At 68.6% G+C, this 24,875-nt stretch carries 28 protein-coding genes; 25 read left to right on the top strand and 3 right to left on the bottom strand.

What is annotated here, in order from left to right; translation table 11 throughout:
* Positions 1-46: 46 nt before the first annotated feature.
* The 7 genes from AB0N61_RS10280 to AB0N61_RS10250 all read left to right on the top strand — a co-directional run bounded on the left by AB0N61_RS10280 (position 47) and on the right by AB0N61_RS10250 (position 5,564).
* A complete protein-coding gene (locus tag AB0N61_RS10280; RefSeq protein WP_363363728.1) occupies positions 47-655 on the top strand; it encodes a TetR/AcrR family transcriptional regulator in 609 nt (202 codons plus the stop codon).
* Entirely contained in the window at positions 652-2,094 is a 1,443-nt protein-coding gene (locus AB0N61_RS10275) for an MFS transporter (protein WP_363363726.1), read from the top strand. The genes AB0N61_RS10280 and AB0N61_RS10275 overlap by 4 nt, the downstream gene beginning before the upstream one ends.
* Positions 2,091-3,284, top strand: coding sequence for a M20 family metallopeptidase (locus tag AB0N61_RS10270; RefSeq protein ID WP_363363725.1), 1,194 nt, complete (start codon positions 2,091-2,093; stop codon positions 3,282-3,284). Before AB0N61_RS10275 ends, AB0N61_RS10270 begins: the two co-directional genes overlap by 4 nt.
* 158 nt (positions 3,285-3,442) lie before the next feature.
* The gene (locus AB0N61_RS10265) at positions 3,443-3,904 is read left to right on the top strand and encodes an Asp23/Gls24 family envelope stress response protein (protein WP_363363723.1); all 462 of its coding nucleotides are present in this window, start codon (positions 3,443-3,445) and stop codon (positions 3,902-3,904) included.
* A 123-nt stretch (positions 3,905-4,027) separates the two neighbouring features.
* Entirely contained in the window at positions 4,028-4,594 is a 567-nt protein-coding gene (locus tag AB0N61_RS10260; protein ID WP_363363721.1) for a sigma-70 family RNA polymerase sigma factor, read from the top strand.
* Positions 4,591-5,214, top strand: coding sequence for an Asp23/Gls24 family envelope stress response protein (locus AB0N61_RS10255; RefSeq protein ID WP_363363719.1), 624 nt, complete (start codon positions 4,591-4,593; stop codon positions 5,212-5,214). Before AB0N61_RS10260 ends, AB0N61_RS10255 begins: the two co-directional genes overlap by 4 nt.
* Positions 5,211-5,564: a hypothetical protein gene (locus AB0N61_RS10250; protein ID WP_363363717.1), complete on the top strand. Its 354-nt coding sequence runs from the start codon at positions 5,211-5,213 to the stop codon at positions 5,562-5,564. The genes AB0N61_RS10255 and AB0N61_RS10250 overlap by 4 nt, the downstream gene beginning before the upstream one ends.
* An 88-nt stretch (positions 5,565-5,652) precedes the next feature.
* On the opposite strand, the gene AB0N61_RS10245 is transcribed toward AB0N61_RS10250, so the two are convergent.
* Positions 5,653-6,498 (bottom strand): SDR family oxidoreductase, encoded by an 846-nt coding sequence (locus AB0N61_RS10245; protein ID WP_363363715.1) that lies wholly within the window; start codon positions 6,496-6,498, stop codon positions 5,653-5,655.
* Positions 6,499-6,592: 94 nt separating this feature from the next.
* Here AB0N61_RS10245 and AB0N61_RS10240 point away from each other — a divergent pair, with 94 nt between their 5' ends.
* The 7 genes from AB0N61_RS10240 to glmM all read left to right on the top strand — a co-directional run bounded on the left by AB0N61_RS10240 (position 6,593) and on the right by glmM (position 12,795).
* A complete protein-coding gene (locus AB0N61_RS10240; RefSeq protein WP_363363713.1) occupies positions 6,593-6,967 on the top strand; it encodes a helix-turn-helix domain-containing protein in 375 nt (124 codons plus the stop codon).
* Positions 6,968-7,057: 90 nt separating this feature from the next.
* A complete protein-coding gene (locus tag AB0N61_RS10235) occupies positions 7,058-8,599 on the top strand; it encodes an APC family permease (RefSeq protein WP_363363711.1) in 1,542 nt (513 codons plus the stop codon).
* Positions 8,600-8,651: 52 nt separating this feature from the next.
* On the top strand, positions 8,652-9,485 hold the full coding sequence (gene truA, locus AB0N61_RS10230; RefSeq protein WP_363363710.1) for a tRNA pseudouridine(38-40) synthase TruA: 834 nt from the start codon (positions 8,652-8,654) through the stop codon (positions 9,483-9,485).
* A gap of 129 nt (positions 9,486-9,614) precedes the next feature.
* Complete coding sequence (locus AB0N61_RS10225; RefSeq protein WP_167946042.1) at positions 9,615-10,283, top strand: endonuclease/exonuclease/phosphatase family protein; 669 nt, start codon at positions 9,615-9,617, stop codon at positions 10,281-10,283.
* A gap of 179 nt (positions 10,284-10,462) precedes the next feature.
* A complete protein-coding gene (gene rplM, locus AB0N61_RS10220) occupies positions 10,463-10,909 on the top strand; it encodes a 50S ribosomal protein L13 (RefSeq protein WP_167946044.1) in 447 nt (148 codons plus the stop codon).
* A 27-nt stretch (positions 10,910-10,936) separates the two neighbouring features.
* Positions 10,937-11,422, top strand: a complete 486-nt coding sequence (gene rpsI, locus AB0N61_RS10215; RefSeq protein ID WP_167946046.1) for a 30S ribosomal protein S9 — start codon at positions 10,937-10,939, stop codon at positions 11,420-11,422.
* 14 nt (positions 11,423-11,436) lie between these two features.
* Entirely contained in the window at positions 11,437-12,795 is a 1,359-nt protein-coding gene (gene glmM, locus AB0N61_RS10210) for a phosphoglucosamine mutase (RefSeq protein WP_167946048.1), read from the top strand.
* Positions 12,796-12,828: 33 nt separating this feature from the next.
* Here the strand turns inward: glmM and AB0N61_RS10205 are convergent, their stop codons facing one another.
* Positions 12,829-13,773 (bottom strand): Ppx/GppA family phosphatase, encoded by a 945-nt coding sequence (locus tag AB0N61_RS10205; RefSeq protein WP_363363706.1) that lies wholly within the window; start codon positions 13,771-13,773, stop codon positions 12,829-12,831.
* A gap of 36 nt (positions 13,774-13,809) precedes the next feature.
* Here AB0N61_RS10205 and coaA point away from each other — a divergent pair, with 36 nt between their 5' ends.
* Both coaA and glmS read left to right on the top strand, forming a co-directional pair.
* Entirely contained in the window at positions 13,810-14,754 is a 945-nt protein-coding gene (gene coaA / locus AB0N61_RS10200) for a type I pantothenate kinase (protein WP_167946052.1), read from the top strand.
* 57 nt (positions 14,755-14,811) lie between these two features.
* Positions 14,812-16,659 (top strand): glutamine--fructose-6-phosphate transaminase (isomerizing), encoded by a 1,848-nt coding sequence (glmS, locus tag AB0N61_RS10195; RefSeq protein WP_363363701.1) that lies wholly within the window; start codon positions 14,812-14,814, stop codon positions 16,657-16,659.
* Positions 16,660-16,774: 115 nt separating this feature from the next.
* On the opposite strand, the gene AB0N61_RS10190 is transcribed toward glmS, so the two are convergent.
* Positions 16,775-17,608 (bottom strand): DUF559 domain-containing protein, encoded by an 834-nt coding sequence (locus AB0N61_RS10190; protein WP_363363698.1) that lies wholly within the window; start codon positions 17,606-17,608, stop codon positions 16,775-16,777.
* 298 nt (positions 17,609-17,906) lie between these two features.
* Here AB0N61_RS10190 and AB0N61_RS10185 point away from each other — a divergent pair, with 298 nt between their 5' ends.
* Genes AB0N61_RS10185 through AB0N61_RS10145 form a run of 9 tightly spaced genes read left to right on the top strand, consistent with a single transcriptional unit; the run spans position 17,907 to position 24,866 of the window.
* On the top strand, positions 17,907-18,266 hold the full coding sequence (locus tag AB0N61_RS10185; protein ID WP_167946056.1) for a holo-ACP synthase: 360 nt from the start codon (positions 17,907-17,909) through the stop codon (positions 18,264-18,266).
* Positions 18,263-19,369: an alanine racemase gene (gene alr / locus AB0N61_RS10180; protein WP_363363694.1), complete on the top strand. Its 1,107-nt coding sequence runs from the start codon at positions 18,263-18,265 to the stop codon at positions 19,367-19,369. The genes AB0N61_RS10185 and alr overlap by 4 nt, the downstream gene beginning before the upstream one ends.
* The gene (tsaE, locus tag AB0N61_RS10175; RefSeq protein ID WP_363363691.1) at positions 19,366-19,863 is read left to right on the top strand and encodes a tRNA (adenosine(37)-N6)-threonylcarbamoyltransferase complex ATPase subunit type 1 TsaE; all 498 of its coding nucleotides are present in this window, start codon (positions 19,366-19,368) and stop codon (positions 19,861-19,863) included. Before alr ends, tsaE begins: the two co-directional genes overlap by 4 nt.
* A 20-nt stretch (positions 19,864-19,883) precedes the next feature.
* Positions 19,884-20,507, top strand: coding sequence for a tRNA (adenosine(37)-N6)-threonylcarbamoyltransferase complex dimerization subunit type 1 TsaB (gene tsaB, locus AB0N61_RS10170; protein WP_363363688.1), 624 nt, complete (start codon positions 19,884-19,886; stop codon positions 20,505-20,507).
* Positions 20,504-21,010 (top strand): ribosomal protein S18-alanine N-acetyltransferase, encoded by a 507-nt coding sequence (gene rimI, locus AB0N61_RS10165; RefSeq protein WP_363363684.1) that lies wholly within the window; start codon positions 20,504-20,506, stop codon positions 21,008-21,010. Before tsaB ends, rimI begins: the two co-directional genes overlap by 4 nt.
* Positions 21,007-22,077 carry a tRNA (adenosine(37)-N6)-threonylcarbamoyltransferase complex transferase subunit TsaD gene (gene tsaD / locus AB0N61_RS10160; RefSeq protein WP_363363681.1) on the top strand — a complete coding sequence of 357 codons (1,071 nt, stop codon included), beginning with the start codon at positions 21,007-21,009 and terminating at the stop codon, positions 22,075-22,077. Before rimI ends, tsaD begins: the two co-directional genes overlap by 4 nt.
* On the top strand, positions 22,077-22,583 hold the full coding sequence (locus AB0N61_RS10155) for a hypothetical protein (RefSeq protein WP_363363678.1): 507 nt from the start codon (positions 22,077-22,079) through the stop codon (positions 22,581-22,583). Before tsaD ends, AB0N61_RS10155 begins: the two co-directional genes overlap by 1 nt.
* A 2-nt stretch (positions 22,584-22,585) precedes the next feature.
* On the top strand, positions 22,586-23,680 hold the full coding sequence (locus AB0N61_RS10150) for a hypothetical protein (protein WP_363363675.1): 1,095 nt from the start codon (positions 22,586-22,588) through the stop codon (positions 23,678-23,680).
* The gene (locus AB0N61_RS10145) at positions 23,664-24,866 is read left to right on the top strand and encodes a hypothetical protein (protein WP_363363672.1); all 1,203 of its coding nucleotides are present in this window, start codon (positions 23,664-23,666) and stop codon (positions 24,864-24,866) included. The genes AB0N61_RS10150 and AB0N61_RS10145 overlap by 17 nt, the downstream gene beginning before the upstream one ends.
* The last annotated feature ends 9 nt before the right edge of the window (positions 24,867-24,875 follow it).

Raw genomic sequence — 24,875 nt, 5'->3', positions numbered from 1 at the left:
CGAATCCGTAATACTTACGAAACACTCCGTATCGTATCGTTGGGCCATGGCATCCGATTCGACCGAGAAGTCCGGCCGTCCCACCGACGAGGACCTCACCCGACGCATCCTCTCGACGGCTGGCGAGATGCTCGGTGAGCGCGGCTACCAGGCGCTGAGCGTCGAGCAGGTCGCGAAGGCGGTGGGCTGCGGCAAGACCGCCATCTACCGCCGCTATGCGGACAAGGGCGCTCTGGTCGCGGAAGTGCTGCGATCGCAGGTCGAGATCGGAGCGATGCCCGACCGGGGCAGCATCCGCGCCGATCTGCTCGAACACGTGCTGCAGAACCAGCGCAACCAGGAGCTCTCCCCGGAGCAGAGCCACGGACTGCGCGCGATGTTCGAGCCGGATGTCTTTCCCACCCTGTGGGACTCGTTCTTCCAGCACCGCCGTCGGCAGGGTGTCGAGATCATCGATCGCGCCATCTCCCGAGGCGAACTCCCGGAGGACGTCCACCACGACATCCTCCTCGACACGATCGCCGGGCTCACCCTGTACCGGCAGTCCGTCAAGCGCATTCACATCGATGAGCGCCACTTCGTCGACATCATCGACGCTCTCGTCAGCACCCCGCCGCGTCGCATTGCAGACGCCGATGAACAGGCCTCCCCTTGACCACTGACAATCCACCACTGACCGCATCCCTGCCGAAGGTGAGCGCTCGCGCCGTCGTCGGCTTCCTCGTCTTCTGCGAACTCGCGAGCGGCTTCGTCCAGGGCTTCTATGCCCCGCTGCTCGGCGAGATCGCCGGCCACCTCCGCGTCTCAGACGCCGACATCACCTGGTTCCTGACCGTGCAGACTCTCGCCGCTGCCGTCTGCGTGCCGCTGCTCTCGAAGCTCGGAGACATCTTCGGGCATCGCCGGATGCTGCGGATCGCCGTTGTCGCAGTGCTGATAGGCACCCTCGTCACCGCGTTCCTGCCGAGCTACCCGGTGGTGCTCGCCGCGCGCATCCTCGTCGGGCCGCTCGCCGTCTGGCTTCCGCTCGAGATCGCACTCGTGCACAACCGCATCAAGGGCGAGACCGCGCGGACCTCGATCGGTCTGCTCGTGTCGTGCCTGACGGGTGGGGCGATCCTCGGCACGATCTCGGCGGGCGTGTTCTCGGCCGTGCTGCCGACGCTCACCCTGACGCTGCTCGTGCCGGTGCTGTTCGTCGCGGTCAGCGTCTACGCCGTGTTCTTCAAGGTCCCCGAGTCCACGTCGCGAACCGGGGCGAAGATCGACGTCCTCGGATTCATCGGCATCGGCCTCGCGATGGTCGTGCTGCTCATCGGTCTGCGTCTCGCGTCCAGCGAGGGCTTCGGATCCCCGTCGACCATCGTCACACTGGCCGCGGCGGTCGTGATCTTCGCGCTGTGGGTGCTGTGGGAGCTGCGCGTGACCTCTCCTGCCATCGACGTGCGGCTCATCGTCTCGCCTCGGCTCGGCCCCGTGTATCTGACCGCCTTCCTGTTCGGCATGGTCATGTTCGGCGCCCAGGCGCCGTCGACGACCTTCCTCACCGCCGACCCCGACGTCTCGGGCTACGGCTTCGCCGCGACGGCAGGAACGGCCTCGGCTGTGACGGCGGTCGTGACGATCCTCGCCACCGTCGGAGCGGCGACCTTCGCGCCGATCGCCCGCCGGGTCGGCATCCGCGCCGTCCTGGTCACCGGAGCGGCCCTCGCGGCGTCCGGATCCCTCATCCAGATCGCCTTCCACGACCAGCTGTGGCAGATCTTCGTGATCTCGGCGATCAACGGGATCGGCATGGGCTTCCTGCTCGGCGCCCTCCCCGCGCTCGTCGCCGAACTGGCCCCGAGCGATTCGACCGGGATCGCTGCCGGTGTCTACAACTCGCTGCGCACCCTCGGGGGCTCGGCTGCCGGTGCGGTGTTCGCCGTGCTGCTCGCGGGCTTCACCGCATCCGGCTCCCTCAGCTCGTCGATCGGCGGCTACATCACGATCTGGAGCGTCTGCGCCGGCGCGTTCATCGTCTCTGCCGTCGCGCTCAGCGTCATGCGGATGCCGCGCGTCAGCGACTCCTCCTCACGAAAGGGCGACTCATGACCACTCCCGATTTCGTGGCGGATGCCGCTGCGATCCTGCCCGACCTCGTCGCGCTGCGGCGAGCGCTGCATGCCGACCCCGAGCTCGGCCTCGACCTGCCGCGCACGCAGCGGAAGGTTCTCGACGCACTCGACGGGCTGCCTCTCGAGATCACGACCGGCACCCGGACCACGTCGGTGGTCGCGGTTCTGCGGGGAGGGCTGCCCGGTCCCGCTGTGCTTCTGCGCGGCGACATGGACGCCCTGCCCATCGAGGAGACGACCGGACTGGAGTTCGCCTCGAGCAACGGTGCCATGCACGCATGCGGGCACGATCTGCACACCGCCGGCCTCGTGGGCGCCGCGAAGCTGCTGTCGGCTCGGCGCGACCAGCTGCGCGGCTCGGTGATCTTCATGTTCCAGCCCGGGGAGGAGGGGCACGGGGGAGCGAAGATCATGATCGACGAGGGTCTGCTCGACGCGGCCGGCGACCGTCCGGTCGCCGCCTACGCGATCCATGTCGCACCCGGCCCTCGCGGTCTGTTCGCGACGCGGAGCGGAGCGGTGGCCGCCGGATCCAACCAGCTCCACGTCACCGTGCGCGGCAGGGGAGGTCATGGTTCGCAGCCGCACCAGACCCTCGATCCGGTGCCGGCGTCCGCCGAGATCGTCCTGGCGCTGCAGAGCTTCGTGACGCGCCGCTTCGACGCGTTCGACCCGGTCGTGCTGTCGGTCACGCGCCTCTCGACCGGGGACGGCGCCGTCAACGTCATCCCCGAGCAGGTCGAGCTGGCCGCAACCGTCCGCACGATGTCGCCCGCCTCGCTCGCGACCCTCCGCGAGGGTCTTCCCCGAGTGATCGAGGGAGTGGCCGCTGCCCACGGCCTGTCGGCCGACGTCCGCTTCGAGACGATGTATCCGGTGACGGTGAACGACGCGGCAGAGACGGCGGAGACCGTCGAGGTCCTGCAGGAGGTCTTCGGCGATCAGCGGGTCGTGATCATGCCGACGCCGATGATGGGGTCCGAGGACTTCGCCTTCGTGCTCGACGAGGTGCCCGGCACGTTCATCGCGCTCATGACCTCGCCGCCCGACGCGGATCCGAGCGCGGTCGAGTGGAACCACTCGCCGCGGGTGATCTTCGACGATGCGGTGCTCGGCGATCAGGCCGCAGCCCTGGCATCCGTCGCATTCGCTCGCACCGCCCGCTGACGCGGGATCAGCGGAGGCCGCTCCCCGCCCGGGGAGCGGCCTCCGGCATGAATCACGACCATTTTGTGACGAATCGTTCGTAGCATCCGTCTTAGGGGTGTCGCTGCACGGCGGCCGTCCCCGCAGGGGATCGGATCACACGGATGAAGGAGCACATGATGGCGAACGCCTCGAACGCACAGCAGCCCACGGCCCCGCTCGCGCCGGCCGGCTCGACCGTCGCCTCGACGGGCGCGACGATCATCGAGAACGGCGTGGTCGCCAAGATCGCCGGTATCGCGGCTCGTGAGGTGCCCGGCGTGCACGCGCTCGGCGGCGGAGCGGCTCGCGCGGTCGGAGCCATCCGCGATGCTCTCAACTCCACCGACCTCACCCAGGGCGTCAGCGTCGAGGTGGGCGAGACCCAGGTCGCGGTCGACGTCACGATCGTCGCCGAATACCCGGCGTCGCTGCAGAAGGTCGCGGATGACGTCCGTTCGGCGATCTCCGTCGCCATGAGCGAGTTCGTCGGCAAGCAGGCCGTCGAGGTCAACGTCACCATCAACGACGTCCACGTCCCCTCTGACGACGCGTCGGACGACGACGCGGTCGCAGACGTCCCGGAGACGCGTGTCCTGTGATCCATCGAGATGCGAACGAGTGATCGGATCAGCATCTCGTGACCTCGCGATCAGATCGACGATCCGATCTGATCGCGGGTCCGCTCCGAATCTGTTCGGGGGAATGGAAAAGGGAGTCGACGCATGGCTGGGGAACGCTTTCGCTCTGCACTCGAGCAGGCTGACGATCGGATCGTCGCCGGTCGGGCGATGGATGGGGACGTCGCCGCATTCGCGGTCCTGGTGCGCAGGTACACGCCGATGATGCGGGCCTACACGCAGCGGATGCTGAACGCCTCGGCCGATGTCGACGACATCGTGCAGGAGACGTTCGTGACCGCATGGCAGCGGTTCTCCGAGCTCGACGACCCGGCGAAGGTCAAGAGCTGGCTGATGCGGATCGTGAGCCGCAAGGCAGTGGACCGCATACGCGCGCTGAGACCGACGGTCGACGTCGACGATGTGGAGCAGGCGGCGCCGCCTGCGGGTTCGCCTGCGCGTGTCGTCGAGGCGCGCGCGGGGATCGAGGCGTTGGGGGCCGCCCTGCAGGAGCTGCCGGCCGCCCAGCGGGAGTGCTGGGTGCTCAGGGAGATGGGCGGGTACTCGTACGACGAGATCGCCGCGGAGCTCGACATCTCGGTGTCGACGGCGCGTGGCCTTCTCGCCCGCGCCCGAAAGTTCATGATCGTGCGAATGGAGGCCTGGCGATGAGTGATGAGCAGGCGACCCCAGACGTCCGTCAGCTCGGTCTCGAGCCGGGAGACCTCGACGGACACACGCTCGAAGAGCTGAGCGACTATCTCGAGGCCGGCAGGCTTCCTCTCGACCCCTCGATCGAGGGATCGCCGGGGTGCCAGCTCGCCCTCGACGCGCTCGAGAGGCTCCACGGCCTCGGCGGTCAGCTGATGGACGCCGATGCTGCTGCCATGCCCGAGGTCGATGACAGCTGGGTCGACCGCATCCTCTCGGGGATCGCTCTGGATGCTCGCGCCGGCCGTCGCATCCCCTTCCCGGAGGTCGACCCCGCCGTCGACTTCGGAATCACCGAGGGCGCGGTCCGGGGACTCATTCGCTCGGCGGAGAACGCCGTGCCCGGCATCCTGGTCGGACGCTCGACGCTCGACGGCGACGTCACCGCGGTGGGTGAGCCGATCCGGATCACGATCGAGGTCAACGCCGTCTACGGAGAGTCGATCCCGCAAGCCGTCGATCGGCTGCGCGAGGAGGTCGCCGAGCGGCTGCGGCGGCAGACGTCGCTTACGGTGACCGCGATCGATGTCACCGTGCGGGACATCCAGAGAATCAGCAGCGCGGCGGAGGAGACATCATGAGCGTGACGGATCCCACGGGTCTCGCCGAGAGGATCGAAGCGGCGGCGCTGTCGACGCCGGGTGTGCGCAGCGTGTATCGAGCGGGCTCGCTGGTGTCGAATCTCGTGGGCGAGGGTGCCGTGGCGATCGGCATCAGCAGGGTCGACGAGCCGCTCGTGGCTGTTCGCGTCGCCGATGACGGCGTCGTGGTCGAGGCGTCGCTCGGCATCGAGTACTCGGCGAGTGCCGTCGAGCTGCTCCGGGACGTCCGCGAGGCCATGACGATGGTGCTCGCGGAGGACGGGCTGGGGCCCGTCGAGATCGTGCTCACGATCGCGTATGTCCATCCTCGGGAGGCATCGTCGGACTGAGTCCGCGTGAGCGCGCAGAGGCGCCGATCTTGGGTGAAGATCGGCGCCTCATGGCCGATGGTGGGTGGCCCGGATGCCGTGCGGCTGATCAGGCGACGGCGCGCAGGCCCTCGATGAGAGGCGTGGTCGGACGGCCGATGAGACGCGAGAGCGTGCCGTCGGTCTGGGCGAGCGCACCCGCCGCGATGCCGGCATCCAGGGCGACGACGAAGCCTGCCGTGCCCTCGTCGAGGCCTGCCGCCTGCAACCCGGCGAGCTGCTCGTCGGCCGTCAGCGGCTGGTAGGTCACGTCCCGGCCCGAGACCTCGGCGATCGCATCCGCGAGCTCGGTGTAGTCCCAGGCGACGTCGCCTCCGAGCTCGTACACCTGACCGATGTGGCCGTCGTCGAGCAGCACGACGGCTGCGGCCTCGGCGAAGTCCTTGCGGCTGGCTGAGGCGACTCGGCCCTCACCGGCGCCGGCCGCGAGCACCCCGCTCTCGGCTGCACGGGCGAGATCGGCGGCGTAGTTCTCGGTGTACCAGTTGTTGCGCAGGATCACCGCGGGGAGCCCGGAGGCCGCGATGAGCTCCTCGGTCGCCTTGTGCTCGGGGGCGAGCACAAGGTCGCTGGTCGATGCCTTCGGAGCGCTGGTGTAGACGAACTTCGTGACCCCGGCGGACCGGGCTGCGTCGATGACCGCCTGATGCTGGGCGACGCGCTGGCCGACCTCCGAACCGGAGATCAGCAGGACGCTGTCGACGCCCTCGAGCGCAGACGCGACGGAGGTGGGGTCGGTGTAGTCCAGCTGCGCGACCCGCACACCGAGGTCCGCGGCCTTCGCGACGTCGCGCGCGCCGGCGATGATCGACTGCGGGTCGGCGCCGCGTTCGAGGAGGCTGGCGATGACGAGGCGTCCGAGGTTGCCGGTCGCACCGGTGACGAGGATGGTCATGGGGTGTCCTTTCGTAGGTGACAGAGGCCATAACCTGTCCGTCTGACGCGAACATTCCCCACTGTGGGTACCCACTTTCACGTAAGGTACAGACATGACGGTTAGTTATGCGCAGATCCGCGAGTCGACCCCGCAGATCTTCGAGCCGGGATGCAGCACGCGCGTCATTCTCGACCACGTGATGAGCAAATGGGGCGTGCTGGTGCTCTCGTCGCTGTCCGACGGCACGCATCGTTGGGGCGAGCTGCGCCGTGAGGTCGGCGGCATCAGCGAGAAGATGCTCGCCTCCACTCTGCGAACCCTCGCGGACGACGGGCTGGTGCACCGGGAGTCCTTTCCCACGGTGCCCCCGCACGTCGAGTACAGCCTGACTCCGCTCGGCCGCGATCTCATGGAGCGGATGCTGCCGCTCGTCGAGTGGGTCGCCGACCACGCCGACGGAATGATGGGCCGCGACCTGGTCGACTGATTCCGTCGCTCAATCGTGCGCAGACCCACGAAATCCGTCGGTCCAAGAAAACGATTGACGCGATATGCGCGGTAGCCGTATGTTCTGAGCATGTCAGCTACGACGCCGATCCATCTCGAACGCCCCGACGGCAAGGGGCTCGCAAGCGGTTCGCTGGGGCTGTGGGGGTCCACGGTCATCGGGCTCGCGTCCACCGCGCCGGTCTACTCGCTGGTCGCGACCCTCGGATTCGTCGTGCTCGCCGTCGGAGCCCAGGCGCCGATCGCGTTCATCATCGCGTTCGTGCCGATGCTGCTGATCGCCTTCGCCTATCGGGAGCTGAACAACGCCGTCCCCGACTGCGGCACCACGTTCACCTGGGGCACGAAGGCCTTCGGCCCGTGGGTCGGCTGGATGGGTGGCTGGGGTGTGGCGGTCGCCGGCATGGTCGTGCTCGCCAACCTCGCCCAGATCGCCTCGGTCTATTTCTGGTCGCTCATCGGCTTCGACCTCGAGAACAACGACTGGCGCATCATCCTCGTCGCGGTCCTCTTCATCGCCTCGATGACCTGGGTCAGCTGGCGCGGCGTCGAGATCGGCGAGCGCATCCAGAACATCCTGCTCGGCATCCAGTACCTCGCGCTCGCGATCTTCGTGGTGGCCGCGCTGTGGCAGTTCTTCGCAGGCACGGCGCCGAACCCGACGCCCTTCGACCTCGGGTGGCTCAACCCGTTCGGATTCACCTCCTGGTCGGGCTTCACGGAGTCGATCCTGCTCGCCCTCTTCATCTACTGGGGGTGGGACACCTGCCTCGCTCTCAATGAGGAGACCAGGGACCCGAAGAGGATCCCGGGCCGCGCCGCACTGCTCACGACCGTCATCCTGCTGTTCACCTACGTGGGCGTCACGGTCGCCGCGATGATGTACGCCGGGCTCGGCGACACCGGCACGGGCCTGGGCAACGAGGCGAACGCCGACGACTTCTTCCTCGCGATCAAGGACGGTCTGCTCGGCCCCTTTGGCTGGATGCTGGTCGTCGCCGTGATCATCTCGGCCGTCTCCTCGACCCAGACGACGATTCTGCCGACCGCACGCGGCACGCTCGCGATGGGCGTCTACCGCGCTCTGCCCGCGAAGTTCAAGGACGTGCACCCGACGTACAAGACGCCGTCGTTCTCGACGATCGTCATGGGTGTCGTGGCATCCGCCTACTACGTCGGGATGACCCTGATCAGCGACAACATCCTGCAGGACTCGATCCTGTCGCTGGGACTCGCGATCGCCTTCTACTACGCCATCACCGGCTTCGCGTGCGTCTGGTACTTCCGCAAGGACATCACCGCCTCCGCGCGGGACTTCTTCTTCAAGGGTCTCTTCCCGCTGCTGGGCGGCCTGATGCTCACGGCGGCTTTCGTGCAGTCGGCGATCGACATGTGGGACGTCGACTACGGCTACACCGTGCTCTTCGGAATCGGCGGCACGTTCGTGATCGGCATCGGCTCGCTCGCCATCGGTCTCGTGCTGATGTTCGTCTGGTACCTGTTCCCGCGCTCGAAGCGGTTCTTCCGCGGGGAGAGCCTCAATCGCGACACCCAGGTCATGGTGCCCGACGAGCCGAGCGGCAGCATTCGCTCCATCGACGGCGGCATCTGACCTTCCCTCCCTCGGGGTCGGCTCGCTCGCGAGCACGCCCTAGGCTTTATCCGTGCGCATCCGGCTCGACATCGCCTACGACGGCACCCACTTCCGCGGGTGGGCGAAGCAGCCCACCCTGCGCACCGTGCAGGGAACCCTCGAGGCGGCGCTCGCGCGGATCGTCGGATCCGATGTGCAGTTCGTCGTCGCCGGCCGGACGGATGCCGGGGTGCACGCCCAGGGCCAGGTGGCTCATGTCGACCTCGATGAGGCGCAGTGGTCGCGCATCGAGTCACGGCAGGGCCGCGCCCCCCAGGACCCGGCTGCCTCGATCGCGAGACGGATGCGCGGCGTGCTCGGTGCGTACCCCGACGTGACCGTCACGCGCTCATCGGTGGCCCCGGACGGATTCGACGCCCGATTCTCAGCGGTCTGGCGGCGCTACCGCTACCGTCTCGCCGATTCGACAGCGGGGTACGACCCCCTGCGGCGACACGACACCACAGCGCACCGCGGCGTGCTCGACGAGCACGCGATGGATGCGGCGGCGCAGACGCTCATCGGACTCCACGATTTCGCCGCCTACTGCAAACCGCGCGAGGAGGCCACGACGATCCGCACGCTGCTCGACTACCGCTGGTCGAGGGACGCCGAGGGCGTGCTGGTCGCCGAGGTGAGGGCTGACGCCTTCTGCCACAGCATGGTGCGGGCCCTCGTCGGGGCCTGCGTCGCCGTGGGGGAGGGGCGCCTCGACGTCGACGATCTGGTCGTGCTGCGCGACGCACTCACCCGCACCAGCGAGTTCAAGGTCCTGGCGGCGCGGGGACTCACTCTCACCGAGGTCGGTTATCCGGCAGACGAACTGCTGTCCACCAGGGCGGAGCAGACGCGCGCGCGTCGCTGAGCGAGTCCTCGTCGGCGGAGGGCGGACAGCTGCAGGGTGGGGTCGCAGGGTGGGGTGGCAGGCCGGATGCCGGCGCGACGGGCGCGATTGCCACCGGAATCCAAGCCTGACGCACTACCGTGAGGTGCGATGAAGGTCATCTCGTACAACTTGCAGAAGCACCGCGCCGCAGGAGAGCTCGCGGCGCTGGCCTCGACGCACGATCCCGACATCCTGTGCCTCCAGGAGTGCGATGTCGCCGATCTGCCCGAGAACATCGGCGACCTCACGCTCGCGGACGCGACACAGGGGAATCGGCTGGGACTCGCGATGTTCTATCGCGCCAGCGAGTTCCACCTGCAGGGGATCCGCACGATCGAACTGAAGAAGTCGTTGCACGACCGCATCGCGAAACCCGCACATGAGCGGGTCCTGGGCGCCCGGCTCAGGGACATCGACGCGGGGCGCGAGTTCATCGCGGCGTCGTTCCACGCGGCACCGCTCACGGCGCTGAACTCCCTGCGGCGGCACCAGATCCGCGCGGCGCTCACCGAGCTCGCGACCCTCGGCGAGGGGCTGCCGCAGCTGATGGTCGGCGACTACAACTACCCCGTGTTCAAGGAGAACCTCGGTCAGACGATCCGTGAACACGGGTACGCGCTGACGCTGAGCGACGATCACACCTACACCCGGTATCGCGTCTTCCGCGGCCACTACGACTTCGCCACCTCAGTCGGCTTCGAGATCCAGAGGGTGACCACTCTCCCGCAGGGGATGAGCGACCACCGTCCGATCCTGGTGACGACGCGCTTCGACTGATCGCCCGGAGCTCCCGGTTTGGGAGAACGTCCGGAATGACGTAAGCTGTCTCTTTGGTACTCGACTGCCGAGCACCGACGAACGTGAGCCCTCCACTGGCGTGTTCCTCCCCGTAGGGAAGAACCACCCCGGAGTGGGATTCACGAACTCCTCCGTTCGAACAAGAAAGCAGCACTATCGTGACGCGCACTTACACCCCTAAGGCCGGCGAGGTCCAGCGCGACTGGGTCGTCATCGACGCCACTGACGTCGTTCTGGGCCGTCTGGCCTCGCACGCCGCTACGCTCCTGCGTGGCAAGCACAAGCCCACCTTCGCCAACCACATCGACTCGGGTGACTTCGTCATCATCGTGAACGCCGACAAGGTCGCGCTCACCGGTCAGAAGCTCCAGAAGAAGCTGGCCTACCGCCACTCGGGTTACCCGGGCGGTCTGAAGTCGGTCACCTACGCCGAGCTTCTCGAGAAGAACCCCGTCCGCGCTGTCGAGAAGGCCATCCGTGGCATGCTCCCCAAGAACAGCCTGGGCCGTCAGCAGCTGTCGAAGCTCAAGGTGTACGTCGGTGCCGAGCACCCGCACGCCGCACAGCAGCCGCAGACGTACACCCTCGACCAGGTCGCCCAGTAAGCGCCGTAAGACTCAAAGGACATACTCGTGGCTGACATCCAGGACACCACCGAAAACCTCCAGAACTTCTCGACGTCGACTCCCGAGACCGATGCAGTCGAGGCGGCTCCCCGCCCCGTGCTGAGCGTTCCGGGTGCCGCTGTCGGCCGTCGCAAGCAGGCCATCGCCCGCGTGCGTCTCGTCCCCGGCTCGGGAACGATCACGGTCAACGGTCGCACGCTCGAGGACTACTTCCCGAACAAGCTGCACCAGCAGCTCATCAACGACCCGTTCACGATCCTCAACCTCGCCGGCGGCTACGACGTCATCGCGCGCATCTCCGGTGGTGGCCCCTCGGGTCAGGCCGGTGCGCTGCGTCTCGGCATCGCTCGCTCGCTCAACGGCATCGACGAGGAGAACAACCGTTCGACCCTGAAGAAGGCCGGCTTCCTCTCGCGCGACGCTCGCGTCAAGGAGCGCAAGAAGGCTGGACTCAAGAAGGCCCGTAAGGCGCCTCAGTACTCGAAGCGTTAAGGTCCGCCGCTCCGATGCCGATCTTTGGCACGGACGGCGTGCGAGGACTCGCCAATGGCATCCTCACCGCCGACCTCGCGCTCACCCTGGCCCAGGCGACTGCTGTCGTCCTGGGCCAGGGCCGTACTGCGGAGGCTCGCAAGGCCGAAGGCAAACGCCTGACCGCAGTCGTCGCCCGTGACCCCCGAGTCTCGGGGCACTTCCTCACCGCAGCCGTCTCGGCAGGACTCGCATCCTCCGGCGTCGATGTGCTCGAGGCCGGAGTCATCCCGACACCGGCTCTCGCCTTCCTCGTCGCCGACCGTGACGCCGACTTCGGTGTGATGATCTCCGCCTCGCACAATGCGGCGCCCGACAACGGCATCAAGATCTTCGCTCGCGGCGGTGTCAAGCTGCCCGACGTGGTCGAGCAGCGCATCGAAGAGGCGATGGCGGGCGAGAAGCTCCGCCCGACCGGTGCCGGTGTGGGCAGGATCATCCGGTTCTCCGACGCCGAGGACCGCTACGTGGTGCACCTGCTCGGTTCGCTGCCGAACCGCCTGAACGGCATCAAGGTCGTGCTGGACTGCGCGCACGGTGCAGCATCCGGTGTGTCTCCCGAGACCTTCCGCGATGCGGGTGCTGATGTCACCGTCATCGGAGCCGACCCCGACGGCTGGAACATCAACGACGGCGTCGGCTCGACGCATCTCGACCAGCTCGCCGAGGCTGTCGTCCGTCTCGGGGCCGACATCGGCATCGCGCACGACGGCGATGCCGATCGATGCCTGGCTGTCGACGCGCAGGGCAACGTCATCGACGGCGATCAGATCATGGCGATCCTGGCGGTCGCCATGAAAGAGCGCGGTCACCTCACCGACGACACCCTCGTCGCGACGGTGATGAGCAACCTCGGCCTGCACGTCGCGATGCGCGAGCACGGCATCACCGTCAGGCAGACCGCGGTCGGCGACCGGTATGTCCTCGAGGACATGAACGCGGGTGGCTACGCCCTCGGTGGCGAGCAGTCCGGGCATGTGATCATGAGCGAGTACGCGACCACGGGTGACGGCCTGCTCACGGGTCTCCACCTCGTCGCCGAGATGGCTCGTCAGAACAAGACGATCGCCGAGCTCGCGAGCGTCATGACGGTGTACCCGCAGGTGCTCATCAACGTCCGCGACGTCGACAAGGACGCCGTCGACGGCGACCCCGTCGTGCAGGCGGCCGTCGCCGAGGTCGTGGCCGAGCTCGGCGAGACCGGACGCGTGCTGCTGCGCAAGTCCGGTACCGAGCCGCTCGTGCGTGTCATGGTCGAGGCGGCCGATGCCGAGTCCGCGCAGTCCTACGCCGAACGGCTCGTGGCCGTCGTGCGCGAGCGACTCTCCCTCTGAACCGTCGAGCGCGCCGCGCGGCCACGATCTCGGTCAGCCGCGCGGCGCGCTCCAGTTCAACTGCTCGATGTAACGCAGCAGCACCCCTTCGCGCAGCGCCCACGGCGACACCTCGAGCTCATCGATGTCGAGCGCGGTCATGGCCGTGTGCAGAGACACCGCGGCGGCGACGATCTGGAAGGTGCGGTCGGCGGTGATCCCCGGCAGCTCCTGTCTCGCGGATGCGGGCAGTCGAGCGAGTCGCGGGATCCACGAGCCGAGGGACGCCCGGGGGAGCACCATCCGCTGGATCCCCGACCATCCGGGAACCGGATAGCCCGCGAGCTTCGCGAGGGAGCGGATCGCCTTCGACGACCCGACGACGTGATCGGGCCGCGGGAGCGTCGTGAACCGCGGCAGCACCCGGGCCAACGTCGCGGTCGCATGCTCCCGAAGGCGCTCGACGTCGTCTTCTCCCGGCGGATCCTGCGGCAGGAACTGCACGGTCATGCGACCTGCGCCGAGCGGCACGGAGGCGGCGGCGTCGGGCAGTTCATCGCCGCCCGCCGCGATCTCGAGCGATCCGCCTCCGATGTCGAGCAGGAGCAGCTGCCCGGCCGACCAGCCGAACCAGCGCCGGACGGCGAGGAAAGTGAGCTCGGCCTCGGTCTCTCCATCGAGCACCTGCAGCGGCTGGCCGAGGACCGCTTCGATGCGCGCGATCACGTCGGCACCGTTGCGGGCATCGCGCACCGCGCTCGTGGCCGTGGCGAGCAGCGCGTCGACCTGTTCAGCCTCTGCGACCTGCCGTGCCTGAGCCACCGCTGCCTCGAGTGCACGCACGCCCTCTTCGGTGATCGATCCGTCGTCGTCGAGGTACCGCATCAGACGCAGGACCGTGCGGTCGCTGGTGGTCGCCAGCGGCCGACCACCGGGGCGAACATCGGCGGCGAGCATGTGGACGGTGTTGGAACCGATGTCGAGTACTCCCAGGCGCACGGAAAGAGACTACTCGCGCGCCGTTACGATGTATCCGTGACCACCGCCGACCCCACGCTGCCGCTGTCTCCGTATCGAGAGATCGGGCGCGACGAATGGGCTCGATTGGCGGCGGGCCTCGACCAGCCGCTCACCGAGACCGAGGTCGTCGAGCTCCGCGGCATCGGTGACCGACTCGACCTCGCGGAGGTGCGCGAGGTCTACCTGCCGCTGAGCCGGCTGCTCAGCCTCTACGCGACGGCGACAAAGCGCCTGGGCGCAGCGACCAGCTCGTTCCTGCAGGAAGACGACTCCACGACCCCGTTCGTGGTGGGAGTCGCCGGTTCGGTCGCCGTCGGGAAGTCGACGATCGCTCGCCTGCTGCGAGAGCTGATGAGCCGCTGGCCGGGCACGCCGCGCGTCGAGCTCGTCACGACGGACGGGTTCCTGTATTCGAACGCCGAGCTCGAGCGCAGGGGCCTGATGGATCGCAAGGGCTTCCCGGAGTCCTACGACCGCCGGGCGCTGCTGGAGTTCCTCACCGAGGTGAAGAGCGGCGCGGCAGAGGTGCGGGCGCCGTTCTATTCGCACATGCGCTACGACATCGTGCCCGACGCTCACGTGGTCGTGCGTCGCCCGGACGTCGTCATCGTCGAGGGCCTGAACGTGCTGCAGCCGCCGCCCGCCCCCAACGATGTGGCGGTCAGCGATCTCTTCGACTTCTCGATCTTCGTCGACGCCGACACCGCGCACATCGAGAAGTGGTACGTCGACCGCTTCCTCGCGCTGCGCGAGGGCGCGTTTTCCAATCCGTCGTCGTACTTCAACGTGTTCGCGCACCTCACCGACGACGAGGCGATCACCACGGCGCTCGGCTACTGGAACGAGATCAACATGCCGAACCTCGTCGAGAACGTGATGCCGACCAAGCACAGAGCACGGCTGGTGCTCAACAAGGGCGTCGATCACAGCGTCGAGAGCGTGCTGCTGCGCAAGCTCTGACTCGGCCGGTTATTTCGTTCGGGGCCTTCGCAAAAGCCCCGCCTTATTCTTGTCCCCATGTGTGGAATCGTCGGATACGTGGGCCCGCGGCCCAGCCAGGACATCCTGCTCGCCGGCCTCGCCCGTCTCGAGTACCGCGGATATGACTCCGCGGGTGTCGCCGTCATCGACGGCGACGGCTCGTTGGGCATGCGCAAGAAGGCGGGCAAGCTCGCGGTGCTGCGCGACTCGCTGCAGGATGCCGCTCTCACGGACGGCAACACGGGTATCGGTCACACCCGCTGGGCCACCCATGGTGGGCCCACCGACGAGAACGCGCACCCGCATCTCGCCGACGACGACAAGCTCGCCGTGATCCACAACGGCATCATCGAGAACTTCGCCTCGCTGCGCGATGAGCTGCTCGCCGACGGCGTCGCTTTCCGCAGCGAGACCGACACGGAGGTGGCGGCTGCGCTGCTCGGTCGCGAATACCGCTCCAACGGCGGTGACCTGCAGGGCGCCTTCCGCGCCGTGGTCAACCGCCTCGAGGGCGCATTCACGCTGCTGGCGATGCACGAGGACCACCCCGGCCTGGTCGTCGGCGCTCGCCGCAACTCGCCGCTCGTGATCGGCCTGGGCGAGGGCGAGAACTTCCTCGGCTCGGACGTCGCCGCATTCATCGAGCACACGCGCAAGGCGCTCGCCATCGGTCAGGACCAGATCGTCTCGATCACCCCGGATGCCGTCTCCGTCACCGACTTCGCGGGCACCCCGGTCGAGGCCGAGCCCTTCGACGTCTCGTGGGACGCCGCGGCCGCCGAGAAGGGCGGATGGTCCAGCTTCATGGCCAAGGAGGTCGCCGAGCAGCCCGAGGCGGTCGCCAACACCATCCGCGGCCGCATCCAGAACGGTCAGGTCGTCATCCCCGAGCTCGACGGACTCGACGAGCTGTTCCTCGGCATCAACCGCATCATCATCACCGCGTGCGGCACGGCTGCCTACTCGGCCCTGGTGGGCAAGTACGCGATCGAGCAGTGGGCCCGCATCCCCGTCGATGTCGAGCTCGCCCACGAATTCCGCTACCGCGACCCGGTTATCGGCGAAGACACCCTGGTGGTGTCGATCAGCCAGTCGGGCGAGACCATGGACACGCTCATGGCCGTGAAGTACGCCGGCGAACGCGGTGCGCGCACGCTCTCGATCTGCAACACGCAGGGTGCCACGATTCCTCGCGAGTCGGATGCCGTGGTCTACACGCACGCCGGCCCCGAGGTCGCGGTGGCCTCGACCAAGGCGTTCTCCGCCCAGATCACGGCGCTGCTTCTTCTCGGACTCCACATGGGCCGCGTCCGCGGTGCGGTCGAGGATGCATCCGTCGACGTCGCCGAGCTCTCGGCTCTGCCCGACAAGATCGCCAAGGTCCTCGAGAGCGAGCAGGAGCACGTCAGCCAGCTCGCGGGCTGGATGGCGGACACGCGCTCGGTGCTGTTCCTCGGCCGCCACGTCGGGTTCCCGATCGCACTCGAGGGCGCGCTGAAGCTCAAGGAGATCTCGTACATCCACGCCGAGGGCTTCGCCGCCGGCGAGCTCAAGCACGGCCCGATCGCCCTGATCGAGCCGGGTCAGCCCGTGTTCGTGCTCGTTCCCTCGCCACGCCACTCGGCTCTCGTGCACTCCAAGGTCGTCTCGAACATCCAGGAGATCCGTGCCCGCGGCGCCCGTGTGATCGTCGTGGCCGAAGAGGGCGACGCCGCCGTGCTGCCGTTCGCCGACGAGGTGATCCGCATCCCGCTGGCAGGCCCGATGTTCGAGCCGCTGCTCGCGGTCGTCCCGCTGCAGATCTTCGCGATGGCGCTCGCCACCGCCAAGGGCCTCGACGTCGACCAGCCGCGCAACCTCGCGAAGTCCGTCACCGTCGAGTAGGCCTCCGGCGACAGTCGTCTCCGGCAGTACACCTGCAGGTCAGAAAGACGGATGCATGCCCAGATGCGCAATCTGGGCATGCATCCGTTCTTCGCACATGCATTTGTGCGGCGCATCATCCCCGCGCGCGAGCGATAGCCGCCACGACGGAGCGAGCGACCGCATCCCAGTCATGCATGATCATGGCGTAGTCGAATCGGAGCGTCTCGAGTCCCAGACGGGATGCCGCGGCATCCCGCGCGAGATCCTTATGCCGCATCCCGGGACCCTCGTGGTTCAGCCTGCCGTCGACCTCGATGATCACGCGCCGCTCGGCGACGAAGTCCACGCGGCCGACGCCGCCGATGACGACCTGGCATTCGAGGCGGATGCCGAGAAGGTGAAGTCTCAGCCGGAGGATGGATTCGAGTCCGCTCTCGGCATCGGCGCGAGCGAGATCCAGCAACCAGTGGGCCGCCTTCGGTAGTTCGCGCCTGATCCTCCTGCGGTCGTCCGCGGAGATCAGCCGCTTGTTCCATGCGGACTCGTACGCCGCGAAGAACGCCTCCTCGTCCAGACACCTGTACGCGTGGACGAGAGCCGCCGGGACCGGGGCCACTCCGAGACCGGCGGTGCCGGGAGAGTGGTGCGGCAGGCACTCGCACGGGGCGTGCGGGTGCCTGCGGCCGGAGCCGCCCAACCACACATGAACGATGGCATCGGCGTTCGGAAGCACCCAGACACCATGCGCGCGGAGCGCATCCGCACACGTGAGAGCCCCGCCGTGCGCTGCCGCGGTGATCACCTTCGGATCCGTCGTCGGGAGCGCGTACACACCCTGACGGACCCGGCTGATCGAGCCCGAGCGTGCCGCAACCGCGAGCTGACCGCGGGTCGATCCGAACTGTTGCAGGTTCCTCCCGCGCGCGATCCCGCCGAGAGTGTGGAGGAGGTCTGCCGGCTCGATCATCCTCCGAGCATCCGACACCGGTGGTGCAGCTGCATCACGGAGACCCGCGCGCTGTGAACTCACGCCGATGTCAGAACGCTGTGCAGGCGAAGTCAACCGCACACGTGCATGCTCGTACGACGGATGCAGGTCGGTATTAGGGAATCGAGCATGCCTTTGTGATCTGAGCATGCATTCGGACGACAAAGGGGGACGACAAAGGGGGGGACGACAAAGGGGGATGACGAAGGGGACGAAGGGGGATGATCAGCCAACCGTTCCGCCGACCGACTCGGGATGCCGCGACTAGGCTGAACTGGTGATCATCGGGACCGGCATCGACCTCGTGGACATCCCGCGGTTCGAGCGCACGATGGAGCGAACGCCGCGGCTTCTTCAGCGGCTGTTCGCGCCGGCGGAGCGGGGCCTCCGGCTGCCGTCGCTCGCGGCGCGCTACGCCGCGAAGGAGGCGCTGATCAAGACGCTGGGCGGCTCCGACGGCGTGCACTGGATCGAGATCGAGATCGCGTCGGAGGCATCCGGTCGCCCGCATTTCGTGCTCTCCGGCTCCACGGCAGACGTCGTCGCAGAGCGCGGGATCACCCGACTGCATCTGACCCTCACCCACGACGCGGGGCTCGCCGCCGCATTCGTGGTCGCCGAAGGAGAGCCGCTGTGACCGTTCCGTTCCGCGAAGCCCGCATCGAACTCGATGCCATCAGCGACAACGTCCGACACTTCCGCCGACTCACCGGCGTGCAGGTCATCGCGGTCGTCAAGGCGAACGCCTACGGTCACGGGGCCGCAGCCGCCGCCGTCGCCGCCCTCGCGGGTGGCGCGACCCGCCTGGGCGTCGCGGAGATCCCCGAGGCTCTCGACCTCCGTCGTCAGGGAATCACGGCTCCGATCGTCGCCTGGCTGCACGCGCCGGGCGAGCGCTTCGAGCAGGCCGCAGCGCACGACATCGAGGTGGGCATCTCGTCGTTCGACCAGCTCGAGGCCGCAGGAGCCGTCGCCTCGGTGGACCGCCCGGTGGGCGTGCACCTCAAGTTCGAGACGGGGCTGTCGCGCAACGGCATCGCTCCGGCGGATTGGCGTCGCGTGCTCGCCGAGGCCGCGCGGCTCGAGCGCATCGGGCGGCTGCGCATCGTCGGGCTCTTCAGCCACCTCTCGAACACCTCGGTGCAGGACGACCGAGAGGCACTGGCGAAGTTCGAGGAGGCCGTCGCCGCGGCGGCCTCGTTCGGCATCCATCCCGAGATCCGACACATCGCGGCGACGGCGGCCGCGATCGACCTGCCGGAGATGCGTCTGGATGCCGTGCGCATCGGCATCGGGATCTACGGCCTCTCGCCCTTCGAGGACCGCTCGTCGGCCGAGCTCGGGCTCCGACCCGCGATGACGCTGAGTGGCGCGATCGCCGCGGTCCGCCGCGTGCCGGCCGGAGCCGGGGTGTCGTACGGATACGACCACCGCACGTCACGCGACACGACTCTCGTGCTCGTGCCGCTGGGCTACGCCGACGGCGTGCCGCGTCACGCATCCGGACGCCTGCCGGTGTCGATCGGCGGGCGCCGATACACCAACGTCGGCCGGATCGCGATGGATCAGTTCGTCGTCGATGTGGGCGACGCCCCGGTGTCGATCGGCGACGAGGTCGTGCTGTTCGGCGACCCCACCCTGGGGGTCCCCTCCGCGGCGGAGTGGGCCAATGCCGCGTCGACCATCGACTACGAGATCGTCACGCGCATCGGCGCGCGCGTTCCGCGGCGGTCGGCATGAGCGTGGACCCGGCCTTCCTGGGACGCCTCGAGATCGAGACGTCGGAGGCCATGGAGCAGCTCGGCTTCCGCATCGGCGAGCAGCTCGAGGCGGGCGATCTGCTGATCCTCACCGGCCCGCTCGGCGCCGGCAAGACCACGTTCACCCGCGGACTCGCCGACGGCCTGGGCGTGCGCGGTCCCGTGCAGAGCCCCACGTTCGTGATCGCTCGGACGCACCCGTCGCTCGTCGGACGCGCGCCACTCGTGCATGTCGACGCGTATCGCCTCGGTTCGGAAGCGGAGCTCGACGACCTCGATCTCGACCTCGCCCGATCGGTCGTCGTGATCGAGTGGGGACGCGGCATGGCCGAGGACCTGGCCGAGACCTGGTGGGACATCGAGCTGGAGCGGCCCGTCGGAGGTGACGACGATCTCGACCCGTCAGAACTCGACGCCGACGCCCCGAGGCACGTGACGATCACGCGCGGGGGGCGCTCAGCGACCACCGGTTGAACGACGACTACCCTGGAGAGGTGATCCTCGCCGTCGACACCTCCCTGGGCACCGCCGTCGCCCTCATCGACGATGACGGCACCCGTCTGTCAGACGCCTCGGCCGCCGATCCGCTCGGTCATGCCGAGGTCATCGGAGAGCTGCTCGTGCGTGCCCTCGCCGAGGCCGCCGCGGGCCGGATCGACCGCGTGGTGGCGGGCATGGGGCCGGGGCCCTTCACCGGACTCCGCATCGGCATCGCGACGGCACGCACCTTCGCCCTGGGGCGCGGCATTCCCGTCGTCCCCGTGCCGAGTCACTTCGCCGCGGCGCTCACCGCCATCGAGCAGCACTCCGTCACCGGCCCGTTCGCGATCGTCACCGATGCGCGCCGCCGAGAGGTCGCCATCACGGTCTTCGACGGAACGGATGCCGACGGCATCCCGCAGCTGCTCGCCGACACGGTGCTGGTGGCCCGCGTCGACGCCGACGAGCACCTCCAGGGGATCCGCCGCATCGACGTGGAGACCCTGTCGGGCGTCGACCTCGCGCGCGTGGGCGCGAGAGCCGTGGCTGCAGGACGCACGCTCGCCGGTGCCGAGCCGCTGTACCTGCGGCAGCCCGATGTCACCGTGCCGGGAGCGCTCAAGAGGGTCGGCTCATGACCGTGCGTGAGGCGACGCCCGAAGATCTCGACGCGATCATGGCCATAGAGCACCGCTCCTTTCCCACCGACGCGTGGAGCTCCGAAGCGATGGCGCTCGAGCTCGCGAGCCCGCACGGCCGGTATCTGGTCGACGAGCATGAGGGCGCCATCATCGGCTACGGCGGAGTTCGTGCGCTTCAGGGGTCGAGTGACGCCGACATCCAGACCATCGCGTTCGATGTCGAGCACCGAGGCGCCGGGCGTGGCCGCGCACTGCTGCGGTCGCTTCTCGATCTCGCGGCAGAACGCGGAGCCCGCGAGGTGTTCCTCGAGGTGCGCGCCGACAACCCGGGCGCCGAGGGGCTCTACCGCTCCGAGGGGTTCGAGGAGATCGGTCGTCGCCCGCGCTACTACCAACCCGACGACGTCGACGCGATCGTGATGCGCCTCGCACTGAAGCATCGACGACCCGAGCATCGGGATGAGACGGCGCCGGATGCCGCGAAGGAGGCGAGCGCATGACCGAGCCGCTGGTGCTGGGCATCGAGACGAGCTGCGACGAGACCGGCATCGGTATCGTCCGCGGACGCACCCTGCTGTCGAACACCATCGCGTCGAGCATGGACGAGCACGCCCGCTACGGCGGAGTCGTTCCCGAGGTCGCCGCCCGCGCGCATCTCGAGGCCCTGCAGCCGTCGATCGATGTCGCGCTGACCGAGGCCGGGGTGGAGCTCGGCGACCTCGACGCCGTGGCCGTCACCAGTGGTCCGGGCCTTGCGGGAGCGCTCATGGTCGGGGTCGGTGCCGCCAAAGGACTCGCTGTGTCGCTCGACAAGCCGCTGTACGCGGTCAATCACCTGGTCGGGCACATCGCCGCCGACATCCTGACTCCCGACTCGGAGCCCCTGGAGTATCCGACCATCGCGCTGCTCGTGTCCGGCGGGCACACGTCGCTGCTGCACGTGCGGGACCTCACCACCGACGTCGAGATGCTGGGCGAGACGATGGACGACGCCGCGGGGGAGGCCTTCGACAAGGTCGCGCGTCTGCTGTCGCTGCCCTATCCCGGCGGACCGGAGATCGACCGTGCGGCCCTCGACGGCGACCCGAACGCGATCCGCTTCCCGCGGGGGCTGTCGCGGGCATCCGATCTCGCGAAGCACCGCTACGACTTCTCGTTCTCCGGGCTCAAGACGGCCGTGGCCCGCTGGGTCGAACGCTGCGAGGCAGATGGGGTGCCGGTGCCTGTCGCCGATGTCGCCGCGAGCTTCCGCGAGGCCGTGGTCGACGTGCTGGTGACGAAGGCGCTCGCCGCGTGCGCCGACCTCGGGGTGCCTCGCCTCCTGCTGGGCGGAGGGGTCATCGCGAACCGACGGCTGCGCGAGGTCGCCCTCGAAAGGGCCGAGAAGGCCGGCGTGACCGTACGCATCCCTCCGCTGTCGCTGTGCACCGACAACGGGGCGATGATCGCCGCTCTCGCCGCGGAACTCATCTCGTCGGGTCGTCGCCCGTCGACGCTGGCATTCGGGGCCGACTCCACGCTTCCCGTCACCGAGATCCAGGTCGACGAGCGCGTCGCGGTGATGTGATGAGCGACGTGCCTCGCAGTCCGGATCGGGCGGGTGGTGAGCCTTCCTCCGGCACGGCCATGCCCGAAGCCAGGATCGAGAGCCCGAGCAGCGAGGTCGAGCATCCGGCAGGGTCGGCGCGTATGCCGGGATCGCGCCGGGAGGGATACACGAAGCTCCCGACGGGGCCGGTCGGAGTGGAACCGGTGGTCGTCAGCGGGCCCGTCGCCGAGGACATCGGCCGGGAGAGCGAGTGGGAGCCGGCGACCTCCGCATCGCCCGTGGACGACACCCGCCTTGCTCCCTGGGCGCTGATGGCGGCGGTCGTCGCCCTGGTCGCATCGTTCTTCGTCGGCTGGGGCATCCCGATCGCCGTCGTCGCCGTGATCGCCTCGATCATGTCGCTGCGCCGACCCGTCGAGAGCCGTGCCATCGCCCGCTGGGCGCTCGTGCTCGGGCTGTGCGCGACCGTCTACAGCCTCGGCTGGCTCGTGTGGGCGGGGATGCAGTTCGAGAGACTCGGATAGCGATGCTCGACGCGGACGAAGCCGTCGAGCTGCGAACCCTCCAGGCGCGGGCGTATGGCCGTGCCGGTGCGCTGAACGCGGCGGAGGCTGCGCGGCTGCGTGAGCTGGAATCCGCGAAGACGCGGGTCGCGACGCCGCCGGAGGCGACGAGACCGGAGCCTCGTGCACCCGAGCCCGCGCGGGACGCACCGGCGACGACGTCGGATGCTGTGCCGGTCGGGGCCGCGGTCGGGGCCGGGGAGGAGATCTCGTCCCCGGCAGAGCCTCCCGTGACACGCCCGCCCCGAGATGACTCGGCGCTCGCTGCGCTGCGACAGCACTGGCGCCTGGCGGCCGCGATCACCGGCGTCTTCGTCGTCATCGGCCTCGTGCTCGGCTGGCTTCTCTTCGCCGACCGCGGACCCGCCCCGATGCAGCTCAGTGCGCAGCAGGAGCAGTGGCAGAGCGCGATCGTCGCATCGGGCGACTTCGATCCGGGCTCCGTTCGCGCGGTGGCCGAGGATGAAGGCGTCGTGATCTGGTTCGCGACGAAGAACGAGCGCGCCGACGTGTGCCTGGTGCTCGGGCACGAGGACGCGACGGCTCCCGCGTGCACGACGCAGGAGCAGGCGGAGATCCTGGGCCTCACTGCGAGGCTGACGAAGCCCGTGAGCCAGAACCAGACCTACGACATCGAAGCGCAGATGTTTCTCACGCACGGCGGCGAGCCGGCCGTCATCACCCGCAGCTACATCACCTCGCCACAGTCCACGTCGATGTTCGCGAGCCCCGAGGAGGCTGACGCAGCGACCACGCTCGCCGAGGAGACCGGATTGGAGCGGCGCACGATCACGGTCGTCGGCTACGACGATGGTGTGCCGATCTGGACGGGCGTCGACATGTCCACCCAGCGGTTCTGTCTCGTCTACGACGGCTCTATGCCCGACCCGCCGATGGCATGCGACGAGGGTCTCATGCTCGCCGATGCCGATCGCACGCTCGTGCTCGACGTCGTCGACGATGCGGAGACGACGCGCTACGAGTACCAGTTCGGCTACGGTCAGCAGTACCTCACGGTGACGAGGGGCTGGGAGGGCGACGATGCCGCAGGAGAGTGACTCCGCCGAACTGCGCGCGCTGCAGATCAAGGCGTACGGGCGTGACGGCGGCATGACCGAGGCAGAGGCGGCCCGGCTGACGGAGCTCGAATCGATGCGGGGCGACTCCGGCATGCACGGTCGGAGCGACGTCGAGGCAGCCCCCGTCCCAGCCCAGGGGCTGCCCGCGGCCGACGACGCACCCTCCGGCGACAGCTCTCGATCCGCGTCCGACGCTCCGCTCTCGACAACCGGTGAACGCACGGCCGACGAACGCCCGACCGTCGAGAGCAGACGCCTTCGCGGTGCTTTCAGAGAGCAGTGGAAGGCGGCGGCGCTCGCATCCGCGCTTCTGCTCGTGATCGGTGTCGCGGCCGGCTGGGCTCTCTTCGGGCGGTCCGGCGATGCCGTGGCGCTGACATCCGCGCAGCAGGAACGGCGCGCAGAGCTGCAGGCCGAGGGTGGATTCGACCCGGACAGTCTGCGTGCGATCGGACAGGACGACGGAGCGCTCGTCTGGTACGCGACGAAGGATGAGGGTGAGACGATCTGCCTGACACTCGATGTCGCGGGCAAGTCTGCGGATCAGTGCCAGCGGGCTGCTGATCTCGACAACGGGAACGGCATCGGCCTGAACGCGAGCGTCACGGTCGCCGGTGAGGACGCGGAGGGCGTCGAGGAGATCTGGGCCTCCGCGGCGAGGGCCATGAACGGCGAGGTCGTCGGGGTCATCCAGCGCTGGCGCTCGGATGGGAATTCCTGGTTGTCGCAGTTCCAGGGCGACGAGAGGGAGCGGGCCGAGCAGCTGGTCGAGGAGGGCTTCGAAGAGTTCTCCTTCTCCGTCGTGGGGTACTTCCGCGGCGCCCCGGTCTGGCGCGCTCAGCGCCTCGAGAGCGATGAGATCCAGGACTGCCTGATCGTCGACGCCGTCAAGGCCGTCGGATGCCGTCCTGCGGGCGACGGCCAGACGTCGGATGACGTCATCGAGGTCAGCGGGGCCACGGTGGACGAGGCCGGCGGCACGCCCGCCGAGTGGAGCGTGCGTCTCGCGTACACGCCCAACGGCATGCCCTATCTGGTGGTGTCGGGAGACAGCACGGCGTCGGCCGCGGTGCAGACGGTGAGGCCGGGTGAGACGCTGGAACTCGGCGGCGAGAACCAGGATCCGATCCAGGTCGACATCCCGGCGGACGGTTCCGACGGCTAGGCCGCCGGT

The sequence above is a fragment of the Microbacterium sp. NPDC089320 genome, assembly GCF_040684875.1.
In the GTDB taxonomy this organism is placed as follows: Bacteria; Actinomycetota; Actinomycetes; order Actinomycetales; family Microbacteriaceae; genus Microbacterium.
Note: the sequence above shows the minus strand (reverse complement) of the source record. Positions and strands in the feature narration are given on the sequence as shown.